We start from the raw sequence: 18,550 nt of genomic DNA on the forward strand, positions 1-18,550 counted from the left end.
TCACGGTCATTTTCGGTCATTAAGGATTTTCAGTAAGGAAATCCTTAATGGCCCTATCAATAAATCAATTTTATTTTTAGATATTTATGGAAATAATCATTTATCGCCGTCGCTTTACCCGATGGGGAGTAGATGGCACATTAGTAATAAAGGGTACGAAAGTTTGTAATACCATAGAACATCCTGAGCATTATTTGCCTGCAGGAGACTATGAGATAGCTTTTGTTTCTATAGCTAATAAGAGTAGGAAAATGCCTGTTATTCTGAGGAAGGGACAGGCTGTTTGGGAAGTGGGCATCAATTCTCCTTGTCTCAAGCCCGGAAATGGTCCGATGACGCTGAAATATGGATGCATCATTCTGGGTAAGGCTGTAGCCTCTGGGCTGGTAATTCATTCTCAGGAATACTTCGACCGACTTTGTGAACGATTAAGGAAGGCTTCTAAAAAGATGGAGTGTATCAAGTTACGTATCATAGATTGGGGTCGTGATGAAATCTCGATAGCATTTTAGGATTTCCACCCTAACATTCATTCATTTAAAATAGTAATATCATGCGTAAGATAAAAGAAATCATCATTCATTGCAGTGCGACCAAGGAAGGTCGCAACTTCACCGTAGCGGATATTGACCGCTGGCACCGCGAGCGCGGAATGCGCTGCATAGGTTATCATTTCGTGATTTATCGTGACGGCAGCATTCATGTAGGCCGTGCGATAGAGGAGGTTGGCGCCCATTGCAAGGGCCATAATTCCATCAGTATAGGCATTTGCTACATCGGCGGCTTATCAAAGAAAGGTAAGCCGAAGGATACAAGAACCCGAGACCAGAAAGTGGCAATGCGCTCGCTCATCGAGCAGCTGAAGGAGGAATATCCATTAGCCACGATTCATGGTCATAATGAATTTGCCAACAAAGCCTGTCCCTGCTTTGATGTGAAGAAGGAGTGGGGCTAACAGATAGGGAACGCACTGCGTTCCCTATTTATACTTATTACCTGATGCGCCATACGTAGAACATTACATCAAGTCACACTTCTCCCCAGTGTTCTTCTCAACCTTCTCGCCATCTTTCAGGATGCGAGCCTTATAGCCAAACTTCTCAAAACCTTTCTGGAGCTTCTCAGGGGTTGTCTTGTCGGCATTATACTGTACTGTGACTGTCTGGTCTGGCACAGAAGTCTCAATGCTCTTGATACCTTTCTCAAAGCGAAGGTTGCTCTTGATCTTATTCTCACAAGCCGCACAGTGCATCTGTGGGGTTGTGGTGAACACTACGGTCTTGATGTCCTTGGCAAAGGTTACCATTGCCACCATCATCATTGTGAACATTACTAAAATCTTCTTCATAACTTTTCTATTTACTTTAATCATTCAACTTTAAACATTTTCAATTAAAAGTGTACCCTCACTCCTGCGTAGAACATCCTGCCCTCTACAGGTCCCCAAACCAAGGTTGGCTCGAAATCGCTTCCCCATGGGTTGCTGGCACCATAGATAGGAGTTTTCTGCTTGAAACCAGTCAGGTTCTCGCCTCCCACATAGATACTCCAATGGCGGAACCATCTCGTAACCTGCGCACTCACTTGTCCGAAGCTATGGAAACGAGGAGACCATGACTGGCTTCCATCTGCCAACTGGTAAGGCTCAGGATTTCTGCCTCCACCATTCAACTGCACGGTGGCATCAAATTGCCATAGGCCAAGTGGAGTCTTATAGGAAGCCGTGAAGAGCGCCTTATACTTGCTGGTCAATGGCTTTTCTTTCAAGGTTTTGCCATAATCGTAGGTACACTTCACATCGTTCAGACGATAAGCCGCTGTTATCTCCAAGCCCTTCAGCAATGGATAAGAGGCATCTATCTGGAAGGTGTGCGAATAAGACTTGCCCATCAAATTATAGATGGAGATAAGCCCCTTGTTGGCATCATAATCCACCACTGCTTGATTCTTGAAGTCGGTATAGTAATACTCAGCGTTCAATTTCAGTGTCTTGCCAAACATCGGGATGTAGAAAGCGGTACTCATACCATAGTTCCAAGCTTTCTCTTGCTTAAGTCCATCACCCGTAATCTGAAACTCCCTGCCGCTCGCCAAGAGATAGTTGTACTCTGCCAAGCCAAATACCGTGCGATAGCCCTTACCTGCTGACAAGCGGATGCTGATGGCATCGACAGGCGAATACTTCACGTGGAAACGAGGGGTGAAGAAATTGCCATAGATAGAACTATGGTCGAAACGGACACCTGCCATCGCTGTCAACTTCGTGCCTAACGTATAGGTGTATTGGGCGTATGCTCCAGGAGTCGTCTCCTTCTCGTTCATTCTCTGCATCTCCGACAAAAGATAAGGAGAGTCTTCTACCCCTACTGCCGGTCTTGGAGAAACATTCACATTGGCGCGCTGTCCCAGGTAATCATGGTTGACGCTCAAACCTACCGACAAATTGTGCTGATGAGTAAAATTGGTCTCAAAAATCAGTGAGCCATAGAGATTCTTCTCATTGAGGTTGTAGAACCTGTTGCCATACTGGGCATCGAGCTGGTGCATCGAAGCTGAGGACATGAAGGCAATATTGGTACCATGCTCGTGATTGAGGATGAAGGCATGTTTCATATAGCCCTCATAGCGGTTGGTATGGAGCTTGATTCGATAAATATCGTCACTATGAACATGCTCCTCATCCTGCCCACTGGTACGAATCTCCTTCAAAGCCCCAAGGCCGCCATGGAAGATGTAGTGCTTGCCTTTATACAGCCAACGGTTCTGTACATTATATTGTTCTCTGCCTGGCATATCATAGAAACCATCGCCATTGTCATCATGGTTTTTGAGGATATTCTCATGATGCAACAATATCTCCGTTGCCCACTTATCCGTCAGATGAACATTGGCATCGGCATTTGCTTCGATTCGGCTCTTGGTATCGCCAAAGAGGTTCACCTCCACCTGTTGCTCATCCTCAGGCTTCAAGTAATCCACATTGATTTGACCTGTAATCGACTCATAGCCATTCTTCACCGAAGCACTGCCCTTGGATACTTGAATGCCTTTCATCCAAGGTCCCGGCACATAGCCCAGGGCGTATGGGATGGCTGCACCACGGAAATTCGGCAGATTCTCGGTGAGCATCTGTACGTAAGTGCCCGAAAGACCGAGGAGTTTGATTTGTCTTGCTCCTGTCGTGGCATCATTATAAGCCACATCCACCGATGGATTGGTCGTGAAACTCTCGCCCAGGTTGCAACAAGCCGCCTTGAAGAGCTCATCCTTGTTCACGGCGATGCCATTCACGGCACCAGCCAATCGGGAAGTGCCCGACTTGCGAGCCACCACCTTCACCTCATGCAAGGTCTCGTCCTTGAAAATGGAATCCTGAGAGGAGGAATCTACAGAGTTATTTTCTACAGAGTTATTATATGATGATAACAGAGACACAACCTCTGTCTTATTATTTTTTGCATAAGTCTCAGCACCAATAACCAGCAAGGTACTGAGCAATATATATCTTGAATACATAAATATATTTCCTTTTATCCGAATCTTAAATCTTCGCTTCGGATGATTTTACCATTTTTATATATGTATGCAACCCTAAGATTTTACTGATAGGGATAGGCATACGACAATCTTGGCTGCAAAAGTACAGAAAAACTTTTGCAACCTATTTGCAAATATGGAAAAATCAAATAATCAGGAAGTTAAGGAGGGCAAGATAAGCCCTTGGAGGCGAATGCGGAACATTCTGATTCCAATATCTTGCCTTCTGAATGCTACAGATAACAGGACGAGGCAACGTCTGCCAAAGGGCTGGCGCGATGCCTGCAAACACTGGTACTGCATCGAAATCCAAGTGTTGGATAGAGACCGTAGGCGATAGTTTCACCAGCTCCATTTCCATGCAATGTTTGTTCACCTGTGCGCCCAGCTTACCTAGGCAACAGTCATGGTGCATGCTACGTTTCACGCAACAGTCAGTCACCATACCCACCATCACCTTGTCATAATGAAGGCAGTGCATGACGGTAGTACCCACGCTCAAGTAAACCACCATGAGCGAGAGCATCAAAGCCATCAATATGTTGAGCGAACGTTTCATACCTATTTTTTGCACCTTTCTTTTCTCAAATTGCAAAATTAAGCATTTCCATCAGAATATGAAGCTAATACCCCCATAAATTAATTACCTTTAACGGTTTTTCTTTTTTGCAAGTCTCTTATATTTAATTTTCAGGGACTCCTAACCCCTCTTCTTTCTGCATTCATACCTTATTATATAGAGTTATTGTCAATTCTGACAACTCCAATATTTTTACTTTTCGAAACCGCCATTTCGGAAAAACAAGAAGCACACAAACAAATAAAAAAACTTAAATTAGAGAACAAACAAGCTGATATTCAGGCTTTTTTATTATCTTTGCATTCGAAACCGCCATTTTCGAAACAGCGGTTTCGAAAAATAGCATCAAAAAGAAACTGTAAAATTATAGAAATATGAAGTTCTTTGGAAGACAAAACGAAATAAAAGAATTGCAAGAGATAAGAAATCTATCTTTGCAAACGGCCCGTTTTACAATCGTAACCGGACGCCGACGTAGCGGTAAGACATCCTTATTGATAAAAGCATACGAGGATGTTCAGGATATGCTGTATTTCTTTGTTGCAAGAAAATCAGAAGCAGAACTCTGCAGAGATTTTATCGAAGAGATGACGAGCAAACTTCAGCTTCCTATTCTCGGCGAAGTAACACGCTTTGCTGACATCTTTAAATATCTGCTTCAACTATCCAAGATTCGCCCTATCACTCTCATCATTGATGAGTTTCAGGATTTCAAGCGGGTTAATCCATCAATCTTTTCAGATATGCAAAAGATATGGGACCTTAACAAACAGGAAGCTCATATTAATCTTGTGGTCTGCGGTTCTGTTTATTCACTTATGAACATCATCTTTAAAAATAACAAGCAACCTCTTTATGGTAGGCAGACTGGAGAAATAAAAGTCACTCCATTTCCCCCTTCTGTCATTAAGGAAATTCTCTCTACATATAATTCTGCCTATACCAATGATGACCTACTGGCTCTCTACAGTTATACAGGCGGAGTAGCAGAATATGTAGAAATGATGATGGATGCAGGAGCCACGACCAAGGAACAGATGACAGAGCGGTTTATTGCAAAAAACTCTTATTTCATCTACGAAGGAAAAAATATGCTGATAGAAGAATTTGGCAAAGACTATGCCCGCTATTTCGAGATACTGCAACTTATCGCTTCAGGCTACACAACTCGAGGTGAAATAGAAAGCATCATGAAAATAGAACTTTCGGGCTATCTCACCAAACTGGAGAACGACTATAGCCTGATCTCCCGTTATATACCGATGTTCCAAAAGACCAATCGCAACATTCGCTATCAGATAGAAGACAACTTCCTTCGCGTCTGGTTTCGCTACATCTACAAATATGGATACATGATAGAGGTTGGCGCCAATAAAAAACTAAAAATGGTCATGGATAAGAGCTACACCACATACACCGGCAAGGTTCTGGAAAGATATTTTATTGCCAAGATGATAGAGAGCGAAGAATATACCCAGATAGCCTCCTGGTGGGACAGAAAGGGAGAGAATGAAATCGATATTATCGCTGCCGATGAACTGGAGCAGAAGGTTATTTTTTATGAAGTAAAACGCCAAGCTAAGGATATAAATCTCGGCATTTTAAAAGATAAAGCCGAGCATTTCTTCCAGGCTACAGGAAAATTCAAGAAATTCGATATCGGATACCAAGGATTGTCGATGGAGGATATGTAAAAAAGGCTGAAACTATTGTCTTACAAAGACATAAAATAAGAGAGAAACTATTTTTTAAGGATAATATTGACTCATAAGAACAAATGAAAAAAGGACTATTTGCACTCGCGCTGGGTACCTTTACCTTGGGCATCGCTGAATTCATCATCGAGGGCATCATTACAGACATCGCCAACAACATGAACGTTTCCATCCCGGAAGCAGGACATCTCATCTCTATCTATGCACTCGGCGTCTGCGCCGGAGCTTTCTCGCTGATTCTCATGCATAAATACAGACCCAAGAATATCCTGATGTTCCTGGCTTCGCTCATCACCTTCGGAGCTGTCATCGCCTCAGTAGCACCTAACTACTGGCTCTTGCTCTGCGCCCGCTTTATAGAAGGTCTGCCTCATGGCGCCTACTTCGGAACGGGTACCATCGTGGCGGTAAAGATTGCCAAAGAGGGTAAGGGAACCAATGCCGTGGCAATGATGTGCGCAGGTATGCCGGTGGCCAACCTGCTGGGTGTGCCGGTGGGAACCTTCCTGAGTCACATGTTCAGCTGGCGAGTACCTTTTGTCAGTTGTATCGTGCTCGGACTCATCACCTTATACATGATTCACAGATGGGTTCCAAATGTAGAAGCACTGCCAAACAACGGTATGAAGGCACAGTTCCATTTTCTCCGCAAAAAGGCTCCGTGGCTCATCATCGCCGCCACCTTCCTGGGCAATGGCGGCATCCTCTGCTGGTTCAGTTATATCTCGCCGCTGCTTCAGATGGAGGGCGGATTCAGCGCAGCCAGCATCTCTCTGCTGATGATTCTTGCAGGCGGCGGAATGGTAGTAGGCAATCAGGTGAGTGCCTTGCTTGCCGACCGCTTCAAGCCGGGCCGCTTTACCTGTTATCTCCAGTTTCTGGCAGCAGCTGCACTTCTGCTCACCTTCTTCCTCGCCCCTTTCGGCTGGGTATCTGTGGTGCTGATGTTCATCTGCTGCGCCTGTCTTTTCGGCATCGGATCGCCTGAGCAATTCCTCATCGTGAAGCATGCCAAAGGTGGCGAAATGCTGGGCGGCTGCTGCATTCAGGGCGCCTTCAATCTGGGTAACGCCATGGGAGCTTTCCTCGGTGGTATTCCTGTTGCGATGGGATTAGGATACAACTTCCCTGCCCTTATCGGTGTTCCGATGGCATTGGCAGGAGCCATCTGTCTGCTGATTTTCCATAAGAAATATGAATAAAAATGCGATAATCCGAAATAAATCACTATCTTTGCAAACGAATTTCAAATAAACAAAGAAACATGATGAAACTTAACAAGACTTTCCTTACCCTGGGCTTGGCTGCAACACTCTTGCAGATGCCAGCCTCATCGTTCGCACAGACTGCGGGCGGTAACCGTCAGAATCCTCTTTTAACAAAGAGCAGTCTTCCATTCGGTGCTCCTGACTTCAGCAAGATTCAGGAGAGCGACTACCTGCCAGCCATCGAAGCGGCTATCAGGGAGCAGCGTGCCAACATCCAGAAGATAGTAAACAACAAGAAGAAGCCTAACTTCCAGAACACCATCCTCGCCTATGAAGAGAGCGGTGCGCTACTAGAAAAGGTGACTAACATCTTCTTCGGTCTCACCAGTGCCCACAAAACTCCGGGCATCGCCGAAACCGAAAAGAAGGCTACCCCATTGCTGACCGAACTCGACAATGAGATTTCGTTCAACAAGAAACTCTTCGAGCGCATCAAGTATGTTTACGATAATGAATATAAGAAACTCAAGGGCGAAGACAAGCGCCTTACTGAGGTTATCTATAAGAGTTTTGTACGTTCAGGTGCCCTCCTTTCTGCCGAGAAGATGGAGCGCATGAAGCAGATCAACTCCCGCATCTCTGAGTTACAGCAGGAATGGGGCAACCTTCTTCCTGCCGCTACCAACAACGCCGTGGTTTGGGTGAACAGCAAGGAAGAACTCGCCGGATTGAGCGATGCAGACATTGCACAATGCAAGAAAGATGCTGAGAGCCGCGGAGGCAAGGCACCTTACTGCATCGTCATCATCAACACCACCCAGCAGCCTATCCTCACCAATCTCCAGAACCGCGAACTGCGCAAGAAGGTGTATATGGCAAGCATCCACCGTGCCGACGGTACCAACCCAAAATTCAACACCTTCCCTATCGTAACCGAGATTGCCAAATTGCGTGCCGAGAAGGGCAAGCTGATGGGATATGACAACTATGCCGACTATTCGCTCGAAAAGACGATGGCTAAGAACAGCAAGAATGTGGATGATTTCCTGAAGCAGCTCATCAAGGAATATGCTCCTAAGGCTGATGCTGAAACCAAGGCGATAGAAGCGTATGCCCAGAAGACGGAGGGCAAGGACTTCAAGCTGCAGCCATACGACCGATTCTATTATTCTGCGAAGATGAAGAAGGAGATGCTCAACATTACCGATGATGAGATCAAGCCATACTTCAACATCGACAGCGTACAGGTGAACGGTGTGTTCTATGCCGCCCATCGTGTTTACGGACTGAACTTCAAACAGCGCAAGGATATTCCTACCTATCACCCAGACATGAAAGTATTCGAGGTGAGCGACAAGAACGGCAAGCCAATCGCCCTTTTCTACAGCGATTACTTCCGCCGTCCTACCAAGCGTGGCGGTGCATGGATGAGCGCCTTTGCCAAGCAGAGCAAACAGCGCGGCCAGTTGCCTATCATATATAATGTATGCAACAACGCCAAGGCACCGGAGGGTCAGCCATCTCTCATCACATGGGATGAGGTTACTACCCTGTTCCATGAGTTCGGTCATGCACTTCACGGAATCCTTTCCGACTGCAAATACAATACCCTTTCAGGAACAGCTGTTGCCCGCGATTTCGTAGAAATGCCATCCCAGTTTAACGAATCGTTTGCTTCTATTCCGGAGATATTCGACCATTACGCCCGTCATACCGAGACCGGTGCTGCGATGCCAGCCGATCTGAAAGAGCGCATGCTGAAGAGCATCAGCTTCCAGACCGCTTATTCACTGGGCGAGAATCTGGCTGCAACCTGTCTTGACCTTGCCTGGCACAAGATTAGCGAAGAAGAGGTGCCTTCACCTTATATGGCAGGCGCCTTCGAGAAGGAAGAGCTCCACAACATCGGTTTGCTCAACACCCAGATTCCTCCTCGCTACAGCACATCATACTTCAACCATGTATGGGGCGGCGGTTATGCTGCAGGCTATTACAGCTATCTCTGGACAGAGGTGTTGGCTGTGAACATCGCCGACTACTTTGCAAAGCATGGTGCCTTGGATCCAGCCGTTGGTCAGGCATTCCGCGATAAGATTCTGAGCCGTGGCAACACCAAGGACCAGTTGGAAATGTTTACCGACTTTACAGGTATGGAGAAGCCCGATGCTTCCGGATTTCTGAAAGCAAGAGGTTTGTAATGCATAAAATTACGATATGAAACAGGTAGAGGGTGTGCCATAAGTTAATGACACACCCTCTTTCTTTATCCTTTAATAGCCTGAGGTGTCCAGCTCTTCAGGAATCTGAGCACCTTTTCTTCGTTATATCCCTTACCTTCTTCCAGAAAACTGGAATCCTGGATATGGAGAACCTTTCCGGTTTCATCGAGCACCACAAAGACCGGGAATCCGAAACGCTGAGGATTATTCAGTCGCTTCATCAGCTGCTCAGCCTTCTTCACCGCCGCATCACCGGCAGTTTTTCTGCGATTGTAGTTCACATGAATATATTCGAAATGATCATTCACCATCTTGTTGACCGCAGCATTCTTCTCTACAAAATCGGCAAACTTCAAGCACCATGGACACCAGTTACCACCTACCTGACAGATAACAAACTTGCCATTCTTCTTGGCTTTAGCCAAAGCCTCATCAATCTGAGCCATCGGATCGATGCTTTCATTATACACCTTCTTGAGAGCAGTCTGCACCTGAGCAGGTTTCAAAGCTCCAGCCTGGTCGAGCGAATCCAGTTTCTTCATCATCTCCTCCGCCTTCACGGTAGAGAATGCAACCTTACCTTCCGGATTGATCAGATAAGAGGTAGGAATCCACGAAATGTGATAATCCTTGGAAATCTTAGTTTCCTTCCATTTCTTAAACTCACAGTATTGCAACCAGCTATACTGATTATCGCCCAGATATTTCTTCATCTTAGCCTCATCGGTATCAAAAGAAACACCCACTACCTGGATCTTGGTATTGTATTTGTCATAGATAGCCTTCACCATCGGCATGTCTCTTCTGCAGTCTGGACACCAGGAAGCCCAGAAATCGAGCACGGTCCAGACACCCGGAACCGTTTTTCCGTCTTTATCCTTCTGAGTCTTCTTATCTGAAAGCTGGAAGATTTTCTTACCCGTCTTACTGTCAGTAATCGTGAAGTCGGGAGCCTCGGTGCCTACAGGCAGCAAGTCAAGCGAAGTCTGTGCTCTACCGACGACAGCCGTCATCAGGAGCAAAAAGAATAATAGTTTCTTCATACAATTTTACTGTTTATGTCTGTTACTTCAAAAATATATATTAATATTAACCATCGAAACTAGAACTGATAATAAATAAACGGCTGCACACTCTCCTGGGAAACCTCCACCACCATCTGCAGACAGATGATGAAGAGCAGCAGTTTAGCCACCCAAGGCAGGAGGATGAACCGCGCCTGAAGACGATGATACTGGCGCTCGGTAAAGAGATAGCTCAGCATGACACCTATGATGCAAAGCGTCCAGGCAGGACGGGCATGGAAGAAAGGCACCAGATAATCGATGCTGAAATCATTTGCCACCTTATCATACATCTTCCCCAACACACCCAAATCCTTGGCACGGAAGAACGACCAAGCAAAGCATATATATAAATAGGTGATGAGCCAGCTGAGGGAATTGCCTGCCAGCGTACGGGGAATGCTTATGCCCAACTGACGGCTGAAGAACTTATGCACCACAAGTCCGAAACCATGAAGAGCACCCCAGATGACGAACATCCAGGAAGAGCCATGCCACAAACCTGCCACCAGCATGGTGAGGAAATTGTTGAAATACATGCACACCTTTCCCTTCCGGTTTCCACCCAGCGGAATATACACATAATCGCGGAACCAGAAGGAAAGCGAGATGTGCCAGCGACGCCAGAACTCGGTAACCGAGAGTGAGCGGTAAGGGAAATAGAAGTTGTCGGGCAGATAGAAACCCAGAATGGCTGCTACACCGATACTCATATCGCTGTATCCCGAGAAATCGAGGAAAATCTGGACAGGGTAGCCGAAGAGCGCTGCCAGATTCTCGAAACCCGAGAAGGTTTGCGGCGCATCAAACACCCAGTTGTTGAACTGTGCGATATAATCGCTCAGCATATTCTTCTTGACCAGTCCCAGCATGATAAGAAAGAGTCCTGTCCACAGCATTCTGCTGGAAGCCTGTTCGTTTCGTTTCAGTCTGGGTATCAGGTTGGCGGCACGGGTGATAGGACCCGCCATCAGCAGCGGAAAGAAGGTGAGATAGAAGCAATACTCCAGGAGCGTTACCTCCATGTCGAACTTGCGCTTATAGGTATCTACCGCATAGCTGATAGCCTGGAAGGTATAGAACGAGATACCTACAGGCAGAGCGATAGACTGCAGGGAGAAGTTGGTGCTGAACATCTCGTTGACTACATCGCCAATGATGAAATTGGTATATTTGAAATAGCACAGCAGAGCCAGGTCTACAAGCACCACGAAGGTGAGCAGCGCCTTGCGCGCCTTCCCCTCATGCAGTCTCATTTCCTGGGTTACGGCATAATTGATGCAAGCCGTAAGCGGCAGCATCCACATCACCATTCCGTTCACCTTATAGGCAAAGAAAAGGCTGAAGCAGATGACATACATCATCATGGCTGTGCGCGAATAGCTCTTGAGCAGGGTATAAATGGCAAGGAAGAAGATGAAGAGCAACGCAAACGGAATGCTGCCCATCATCAGCGGAGAATCTGCCTGATAAACAAACAGCCGCTCTATCCAATGCCACAAGGCACTTATTTCGAATGTTGAATAATTCATTTGTCTGTTCTGAAGATATTATTTATTGAACTCTTTCTTATACGGAGTCTTTATGGTTTACATGCTTTACCGCTGGAACCGTCTTGTCAGCAGCCGGAGCCGTTTTTCCTGCAGTTGCAGGTTCCTTGGTTGCAGCAGGACTTTCTGTGGTTTCAGGCACAGTTCCCTCAACAGGCATAGAAAGAGAATCCTTCTTCATAGCCGTGTTGTCTGCCCTATGTTTGGTTCCAGGAGGCAAGATGGTAATCTGTCTGTATCTGCGGTCACGCTTATCCGGCTTTTCCAATCGGAACGGATGCACACAATGTCCGCTATTCATCCATTCAACAATCTTATCCATCCACATGGCAGATGAAGTCATAGTCGGATGCCGGCCGTCTTTCTGGCGTTCGAAGGTAAGTTTGTAGCTAGGATAATAGCCTCGTGGGCCCATCACCTCACGGAGGAGTTTGTTATATCCATTATCCTCACACCAGTTTGGCGGACCGATCCATATCGTCGGAATATTACCAATCTTGCTCAGGATGGCACGGATGCGTTTTTCACATCCCTTCATATCAGACGTATACAGTTCGTTGCTGCCCAGACATACAAAGACATGGGTAGGTTTGATACGTTGGATATAATGCTGCAGGGTATCGGTAGCAGCCCAGTTTCTGGTGCCCGAACCCACCCAGGTAATACAGGTGAGCTTATGCCCGTTCTTGTTGGCATAATCAGCCAGTCGCAGACCTAGATATTCCGACATCGAGTCGCCGAAGATCAGTACTCGCTGCGCCGCCGTATCCACGGGTTCCTTTATCATGCTGTCAGCCTTTTCCTCTTCAGCAAGCTCTGCCTCACTTTTACCGGTGAGCGCATCCATTCCAATCTGTTTCAGCGGAATGTTTTCAGCCACTTGCTCTGGAATGAAGGCATAAGCCAGCAGTCCTCCAATGGCTATTGCAAGCAGGGCTATCATTTTCCAGGTTTCTTTCATTTTATATCTTTAATGAGTTTTGGTTATTCTTTTTCTTATACATTCATCTGGCATTACAGCTGAAAGGGAGTGAGCACATTGAGCAACTTTCCGAAATCGGCCTTCGAGATGCGCCTTCCTCTCAAACTGCGCACCTGCGGATAGTCTTCGAAATAGTTCTCCATCGTAGTATACCACTGATGAGAAACCACTTCCCTGACCGTCTTCAGCTGATTTTCGATGCGATGGGCAAAACTCGGATTCACTCTCGAGAGATAATGTCTTCCATCATTCATTTCGATGGCAAGCATCAGATAGATTTGCGGTCCCTTCTTCTCTTTCCTGCTTCTTACGGTTTCGCTTACCTTCCAGCCCTTGGTGGATGTCGAGACTCTGATATCCCAGCCATACTGGCAGTTGAGCTTATCCATCAGTCCCTTGAACACGACACCATGTGCCGAGGTATCTTTCAGTCCAGTATAACCGATGATGTAATGTATCATCTCGTGAAGCAAGACACTCTTTGCCTGCTTGTCGGTCATATCATAATAAGTAGACATGGAGAGTTTGAAATCGTAGAGTTTGGTGCGTCCCCATCTGGAGGCCCGCTTATAGGCAAGTTGCCCCAACCGAGTCTTGGCATGAGTAAGTCCGAGTTCAGGAACAGGCAGTTTTCCCCCGAAATATTCCTGGTCAAACCGTCTGAACCACTCCTCCATCCATTCTATTGTAACAATCATGTATGTATATTTATTCAATAATTATTCAGTTCTGTATATCAGATACTACAAAACGTTTGCAAAGATACAACTTTTTCTTTGTTTCTTTCAATATTTATCGAAAAATGCGTAACTTTGCACGCAAATTTACAACAAAAATGAACAAGACAGCACAGCATATCATAGATATTAAGAATGTGTCGAAAAGATTTGGCGAGAAAACAGCCCTCAACAACATCAATCTCTATGTGAGAAAGGGCGAATTTATGACCATTCTGGGTCCTTCGGGATGCGGAAAAACGACATTATTAAGACTTTTGGCAGGTTTTGAAACCGCCAGCGAAGGCATCATTACCATCGCCGGCAACGATATTACTAACCTTCCTCCTTACAAGCGAAATGTAAACACGGTATTCCAGAAATACGCTCTGTTCCCTCATCTCAACGTTTACGACAATATCGCCTTCGGTCTGAAACTCAAGAACACACCGAAGGAAGAGATTTTGCCAAAGGTGAAACGTGCCCTGAAGATGGTAAACATGAGTGATTACGAATATCGTGATGTCAACTCGCTTTCGGGCGGTCAGCAGCAGCGTATCGCCATCGCCCGTGCCATCGTCAACGAACCGGAAGTTCTTCTCCTGGACGAACCGCTTGCAGCACTCGACCTCAAGATGCGTAAAGACATGCAGCTGGAATTGAAGCAGATGCACGAACGCCTGGGCATTACCTTCGTATACGTAACCCACGACCAGGAAGAGGCCCTCACCCTGAGCAATACCATCGTGGTGATGAGCGAGGGAGAGATACAGCAGATAGGTACACCAACCGATATCTACAACGAACCAGCCAATGCTTTTGTTGCTGACTTTATCGGCGAGAGCAATATTCTCTGCGGAACGATGGTCCACGACTGTCTGGTGAATGTGGCAGATACCGAACTGCCTTGTGTAGACAAGGGCTTCGGCTGCAACCAGGAAGTGGATGTCGTGATACGTCCTGAGGATATAGAAGTTTCCACCGATACCGCCCACGCCCAGTTTGTGGGCAAGATAACATCTTCTATTTTCAAGGGAGTACACTACGAGATGCTGGCAGAAACCGAGAAGGGCAATGAATTCCTCATCCAGAACTACAAGCATTTCGAAGTAGGTCAGACGATAGGAATGAGCGTGATACCCGACAATATTCACATCATGAAGAAGGAGCGCATCACCAACACCTTCGATGCAAAGGTAAACGGCGACGGAACAATAGAATTCCTGGGCTGCGAATACCAGATGGAGATTCCGGAAGAAATAAAGGACAAGATTCAGACCGATGAAAACGGAAACGAAACCATCCGGGTGAACGTACCTTTCAACAAGATAGAACTCTTCGACAACGAGAGCGAAGGAACCTTTACAGGCGACATCAGCTTCATTCTCTACAAGGGCGACCACTATCATCTCACCATCGATACCGACTGGGGCGAGAAGCTCTATGTAGATACACAGGATGTATGGGATTTAGGCGATCATGTGGCTATCACCATTCCTCAGGAGAATATTTCGTTTGAATAAAAATTATTAATTCCTAATTATCAATTATAAATTGAACATTATCAAGTTTATCTCTTCGCGACAAAGCTGGTCGATACCTTACGCCATCTTTGCAGCGATATTTGTGGTACTGCCATTGCTTCTCATCGTAGTGTTTGCATTTACCGATGAGAACGGAGCCCTGACGCTCTACAACTTCCAGAAGTTCCTGGCACACCCCGAAGCCATCAACACCTTTGTGTATTCAATAGGCATCGCCTTTCTCAACACCCTGCTCTGCATTCTGCTGGGCTATCCGGCCGCCTATATTCTGACACAAACCAAGATGAAGTATGCCAACACCATCGTCATGCTCTTCATTCTGCCGATGTGGGTAAACATCCTGGTGCGCACACTTGCCACCGTGGCCCTCTTCGATTTTGCCGACCTTCAACTGGGTGAGGGCGCCCTCCTGTTCGGTATGGTCTACAACTTCATCCCATTCATGATTTACCCTATCTACAATACCCTGCAGAAGATGGACCGCAGCTATATCGAAGCAGCTGAAGACCTGGGAGCATCGCCTTGGCAGCAGTTCTTCAAGGTCATCCTGCCCCTCTCCATGCCGGGCGTAGCGAGTGGCATTCTGATGGTATTCATGCCAACCATCTCTACCTTCGCTATCTCCGAACTGCTGACGATGAACAACATCAAGCTCTTCGGTACCACCATCCAGGAGAACATCAACAATTCGATGTGGAACTACGGTGCAGCCCTCTCGCTCATCATGCTCTTCCTCATCGGCGCCTCCACCCTCATCGCAGGTGATGGCAGTAAACAGGAAGGAGGTATCAGATGATGCAGTCATTATTCAGTAAGGATATGATGAAGAAAGTATTCTGCCAGGGCTATCTCTGGTTGCTCCTGCTGCTACTCTACTCCCCTATCTTCATCATCATCATCTTCTCGTTTACCGAAGCGAAGGTGATGGGCAACTGGACGGGTTTCTCGCTGCAGCTCTACAAGAATCTCTTTGAAGAAGGCACGCACCATTCGCTCACAGCTGCACTGGTCAATACCGTAACCATCGCCCTGATTACCGCAACCGTATCCACGCTCTTCGGAACCCTGACAGCCATCGGCATCTACAACCTGCGCAACCGCTATGCACGTAACGCCATACAGTTTGTCAACAACATTCCGATACTCAACGGCGACATCATCATCGGTATCTCGCTCTTCCTGCTCTTCATCACGCTGGGCATTCCGCAGGGGTATACTACCGTGGTACTCTCGCATATCACCTTCTGTCTGCCATACGTTATCCTGAGTGTGATGCCAAGACTGAAGCAGATGAATCCGAACCTCTATGAGGCGGCACTCGATCTGGGCGCCTCTCCGATGCAGGCACTTCGCAAGGTCATCATCCCAGAGATATTGCCGGGTATGATTTCCGGTTTCATGCTTGCCATCACGATGAGTATCGATGACTTCGCCGTCACCATCTTCACAATAGGTAACGAAGGTCTGGAAACCCTCTCCACATTCATCTATGCCGATGCCAGAAAGGGAGGACTGACCCCAGAACTTCGGCCGCTGAGTACCATCATCTTCGTACTGGTACTGGTGATGCTGATTATCATCAACAAACGTTCTGAGAAAAATAAGAAGAAATGAGAATGAAGAACAAGATATTATTAGGAGTCAGTGGAGTAAAAGGAGTTAAGGCCATCGTTTTTCTCTTTCTTAGCCTGCTGATGATTCTGCCGCTCTCTTCCTGTTACAACAAAGAGAACCGTGAGGAGATTCTGAAGGTCTACAACTGGGCTGATTATATAGATGAAGACGTTCTTGCCAACTTTCCGAAATGGTATGAACAGCAGACCGGCAAGAAGATCCGAGTCATCTACCAGACCTTCGACATCAATGAGGTGATGCTTACCAAGATAGAGCGAGGTCATGAAGACTACGACGTGGTATGCCCGTCAGAATATATCATCGAGCGCATGCTCCGCAAAGACCTTCTCCTGCCTATCGACACAGCCTTCGGCAAGACGCCCAACTATATCAGCAACGTATCACCATACATTGTTGAGCAGATAGATGCCACCTCCAACAATGGGCGCATCGCCCACCATTATGCCGTGCCTTACATGTGGGGAACCTGTGGCATCCTATATAATAAGGTGCACGTACCTATAAATGATGCACAGACCTGGGGAACTTTATGGAACAGAAAATATCAGGGCAAACTCCTGATGAAGGATTCCTACCGCGACTCCTATGGCACCGCCCTCATCTGGGCACACCGTAAAGACCTGGAAACAGGCAAGGTGACCATACCACAGCTGATGAACGACTATTCACCCGCTGCCGTAGCCACAGTAGAGAAAGAGTTGAAAGCTCTGAAGCCAAACATTGAAGGATGGGAAGCCGACTTCGGCAAGGAGACCATGACCAAAGGCAAAGCCTATCTCAACATGACCTGGAGCGGTGATGCCGTCTGGGCTATTGAAGAAGCCGGGAAAGTGGGTGTAGAACTGGGATATGAAGTACCGAAAGAAGGAAGCAATGTATGGTTCGACGGTTGGGTAATCCCTAAATATTCCCGCAATCCGAAGGCTGCCGCCTATTTCATCAACTATCTCTGTCAGGAAGACGTGGCACTCGCTAATATGGAGACTACAGGATATGTGAGCAGCGTGGCAGGCAAGAAAGTATTAGAAGCTATGAGCGATACTGAGGCTTATCCCCAACCTGTAAATCTGGCCTACTTCTTTGGCGAGGAAGGCAGGAATGCCCATCTCAACCCTATCATGTATCCAGACAGCAGCATAGTAGCCCGATGCGCCATGATTCATGATGCCGGCGATCATACTCCCGAGGTATTGGATATGTGGTCGAAGGTGAAGGGCGACAATCTGGGCGGCGGCATCGTTATCTTCCTGCTGGCCGTAGTCCTTGCCCTCACGGTATTCGTTGCCATCAAGAAGTATGAGCATTACAAGCACAGAAGGCTGTCGAGAAAACACCGCAGAAGACATGTGGTAAAGGTAAAAGGGTAAAAAAGTAAAAGGGTAAAAGGGTAAAAAGGTAAAAGGGGGAAGAGAGGGGAAAAACCTATTTTATAGGGGAAAAAGAACATTTTTTGAAGGAAAAGAGAAAAAAATACCGAAAAAATTTGGTAATATCAAATAAAAGCATTACCTTTGCACTCGCTTTTGAGACATAAAGCTTTTGGGTAGTTACCAGAGTGGCCAAATGGGGCAGACTGTAAATCTGCTGGCTATGCCTTCGGTGGTTCGAATCCATCACTACCCACTTTTCCCAAAAAATAACTCAAAAATTTAAGAGTCCGACTTTCGAGAGAGAGCCGGACTTTTTTTATACAATCGAGTAGGAGGTAAACACTAATCGTAGGCGTTTGTCTCCTATTTTCGCATTTACCGACCTCTCACACCACCATACATGCGGTTCCGCATACGGCGATGCCTATTG

The 18,550-nt window shown here is 46.5% G+C and carries 16 protein-coding genes and 1 tRNA gene; 10 read left to right on the forward strand and 7 right to left on the reverse strand.

Translation table 11 applies throughout. The annotated features are described in order from the left end of the window. Nucleotides 1-86 precede the first annotated feature (86 nt). Both KUA46_RS09040 and KUA46_RS09045 read left to right on the forward strand, forming a co-directional pair. A complete protein-coding gene (locus tag KUA46_RS09040) occupies nucleotides 87-512 on the forward strand; it encodes a DUF5675 family protein (protein ID WP_218486891.1) in 426 nt (141 codons plus the stop codon). Nucleotides 513-553: 41 nt separating this feature from the next. Continuing rightward, nucleotides 554-955: an N-acetylmuramoyl-L-alanine amidase gene (locus KUA46_RS09045; RefSeq protein ID WP_218486890.1), complete on the forward strand. Its 402-nt coding sequence runs from the start codon at nucleotides 554-556 to the stop codon at nucleotides 953-955. A 63-nt stretch (nucleotides 956-1,018) separates the two neighbouring features. On the opposite strand, the gene KUA46_RS09050 is transcribed toward KUA46_RS09045, so the two are convergent. The 3 genes from KUA46_RS09050 to KUA46_RS09060 form a co-directional block, all read right to left on the reverse strand. Beyond that, nucleotides 1,019-1,348, reverse strand: a complete 330-nt coding sequence (locus KUA46_RS09050) for a heavy-metal-associated domain-containing protein (protein ID WP_022120729.1) — start codon at nucleotides 1,346-1,348, stop codon at nucleotides 1,019-1,021. Between the two features lie 44 nt (nucleotides 1,349-1,392). Next, complete coding sequence (locus KUA46_RS09055; protein WP_218486889.1) at nucleotides 1,393-3,516, reverse strand: TonB-dependent receptor plug domain-containing protein; 2,124 nt, start codon at nucleotides 3,514-3,516, stop codon at nucleotides 1,393-1,395. 166 nt (nucleotides 3,517-3,682) lie between these two features. Then, nucleotides 3,683-4,111 (reverse strand): hypothetical protein, encoded by a 429-nt coding sequence (locus KUA46_RS09060; RefSeq protein ID WP_153104189.1) that lies wholly within the window; start codon nucleotides 4,109-4,111, stop codon nucleotides 3,683-3,685. A 380-nt stretch (nucleotides 4,112-4,491) separates the two neighbouring features. On the opposite strand from KUA46_RS09060, the gene KUA46_RS09065 reads away from it, so the two are divergent. From KUA46_RS09065 to KUA46_RS09075, 3 genes are all read left to right on the forward strand, one after another. Continuing rightward, nucleotides 4,492-5,811: an ATP-binding protein gene (locus KUA46_RS09065; RefSeq protein ID WP_117693774.1), complete on the forward strand. Its 1,320-nt coding sequence runs from the start codon at nucleotides 4,492-4,494 to the stop codon at nucleotides 5,809-5,811. Between the two features lie 83 nt (nucleotides 5,812-5,894). Beyond that, nucleotides 5,895-7,034 (forward strand): MFS transporter, encoded by a 1,140-nt coding sequence (locus tag KUA46_RS09070; RefSeq protein WP_218486888.1) that lies wholly within the window; start codon nucleotides 5,895-5,897, stop codon nucleotides 7,032-7,034. Between the two features lie 62 nt (nucleotides 7,035-7,096). Continuing rightward, nucleotides 7,097-9,238, forward strand: a complete 2,142-nt coding sequence (locus KUA46_RS09075; protein WP_434725785.1) for a M3 family metallopeptidase — start codon at nucleotides 7,097-7,099, stop codon at nucleotides 9,236-9,238. A 65-nt stretch (nucleotides 9,239-9,303) separates the two neighbouring features. Here the strand turns inward: KUA46_RS09075 and KUA46_RS09080 are convergent, their stop codons facing one another. The 4 genes from KUA46_RS09080 to KUA46_RS09095 are packed head-to-tail and all read right to left on the reverse strand — an operon-like array spanning nucleotide 9,304 to nucleotide 13,553. Then, nucleotides 9,304-10,302 (reverse strand): thioredoxin-like domain-containing protein, encoded by a 999-nt coding sequence (locus KUA46_RS09080; protein WP_022120734.1) that lies wholly within the window; start codon nucleotides 10,300-10,302, stop codon nucleotides 9,304-9,306. Nucleotides 10,303-10,361: 59 nt separating this feature from the next. After that, nucleotides 10,362-11,855: an MBOAT family O-acyltransferase gene (locus KUA46_RS09085; protein WP_218486887.1), complete on the reverse strand. Its 1,494-nt coding sequence runs from the start codon at nucleotides 11,853-11,855 to the stop codon at nucleotides 10,362-10,364. A gap of 37 nt (nucleotides 11,856-11,892) precedes the next feature. Next, the gene (locus KUA46_RS09090; RefSeq protein WP_218486886.1) at nucleotides 11,893-12,834 is read right to left on the reverse strand and encodes a hypothetical protein; all 942 of its coding nucleotides are present in this window, start codon (nucleotides 12,832-12,834) and stop codon (nucleotides 11,893-11,895) included. 53 nt (nucleotides 12,835-12,887) lie between these two features. Next, complete coding sequence (locus KUA46_RS09095; protein WP_218486885.1) at nucleotides 12,888-13,553, reverse strand: SprT-like domain-containing protein; 666 nt, start codon at nucleotides 13,551-13,553, stop codon at nucleotides 12,888-12,890. Nucleotides 13,554-13,690: 137 nt separating this feature from the next. On the opposite strand from KUA46_RS09095, the gene potA reads away from it, so the two are divergent. From potA to KUA46_RS09120, 5 genes are all read left to right on the forward strand, one after another. Continuing rightward, nucleotides 13,691-15,094, forward strand: a complete 1,404-nt coding sequence (gene potA, locus KUA46_RS09100) for a polyamine ABC transporter ATP-binding protein (RefSeq protein ID WP_218486884.1) — start codon at nucleotides 13,691-13,693, stop codon at nucleotides 15,092-15,094. Nucleotides 15,095-15,125: 31 nt separating this feature from the next. Next, the gene (locus tag KUA46_RS09105) at nucleotides 15,126-15,911 is read left to right on the forward strand and encodes an ABC transporter permease (RefSeq protein ID WP_256625014.1); all 786 of its coding nucleotides are present in this window, start codon (nucleotides 15,126-15,128) and stop codon (nucleotides 15,909-15,911) included. Nucleotides 15,912-15,934: 23 nt separating this feature from the next. Further along, nucleotides 15,935-16,729, forward strand: a complete 795-nt coding sequence (locus KUA46_RS09110) for an ABC transporter permease subunit (protein WP_153138262.1) — start codon at nucleotides 15,935-15,937, stop codon at nucleotides 16,727-16,729. Nucleotides 16,730-16,809: 80 nt separating this feature from the next. Continuing rightward, nucleotides 16,810-18,117, forward strand: a complete 1,308-nt coding sequence (locus KUA46_RS09115; RefSeq protein ID WP_218486922.1) for an ABC transporter substrate-binding protein — start codon at nucleotides 16,810-16,812, stop codon at nucleotides 18,115-18,117. 174 nt (nucleotides 18,118-18,291) lie between these two features. Beyond that, nucleotides 18,292-18,373: transfer RNA gene (locus KUA46_RS09120), tRNA-Tyr, on the forward strand. The last annotated feature ends 177 nt before the right edge of the window (nucleotides 18,374-18,550 follow it).

This window comes from Segatella copri (assembly GCF_019249765.2).
GTDB lineage: Bacteria > Bacteroidota > Bacteroidia > Bacteroidales > Bacteroidaceae > Prevotella > Prevotella copri_K.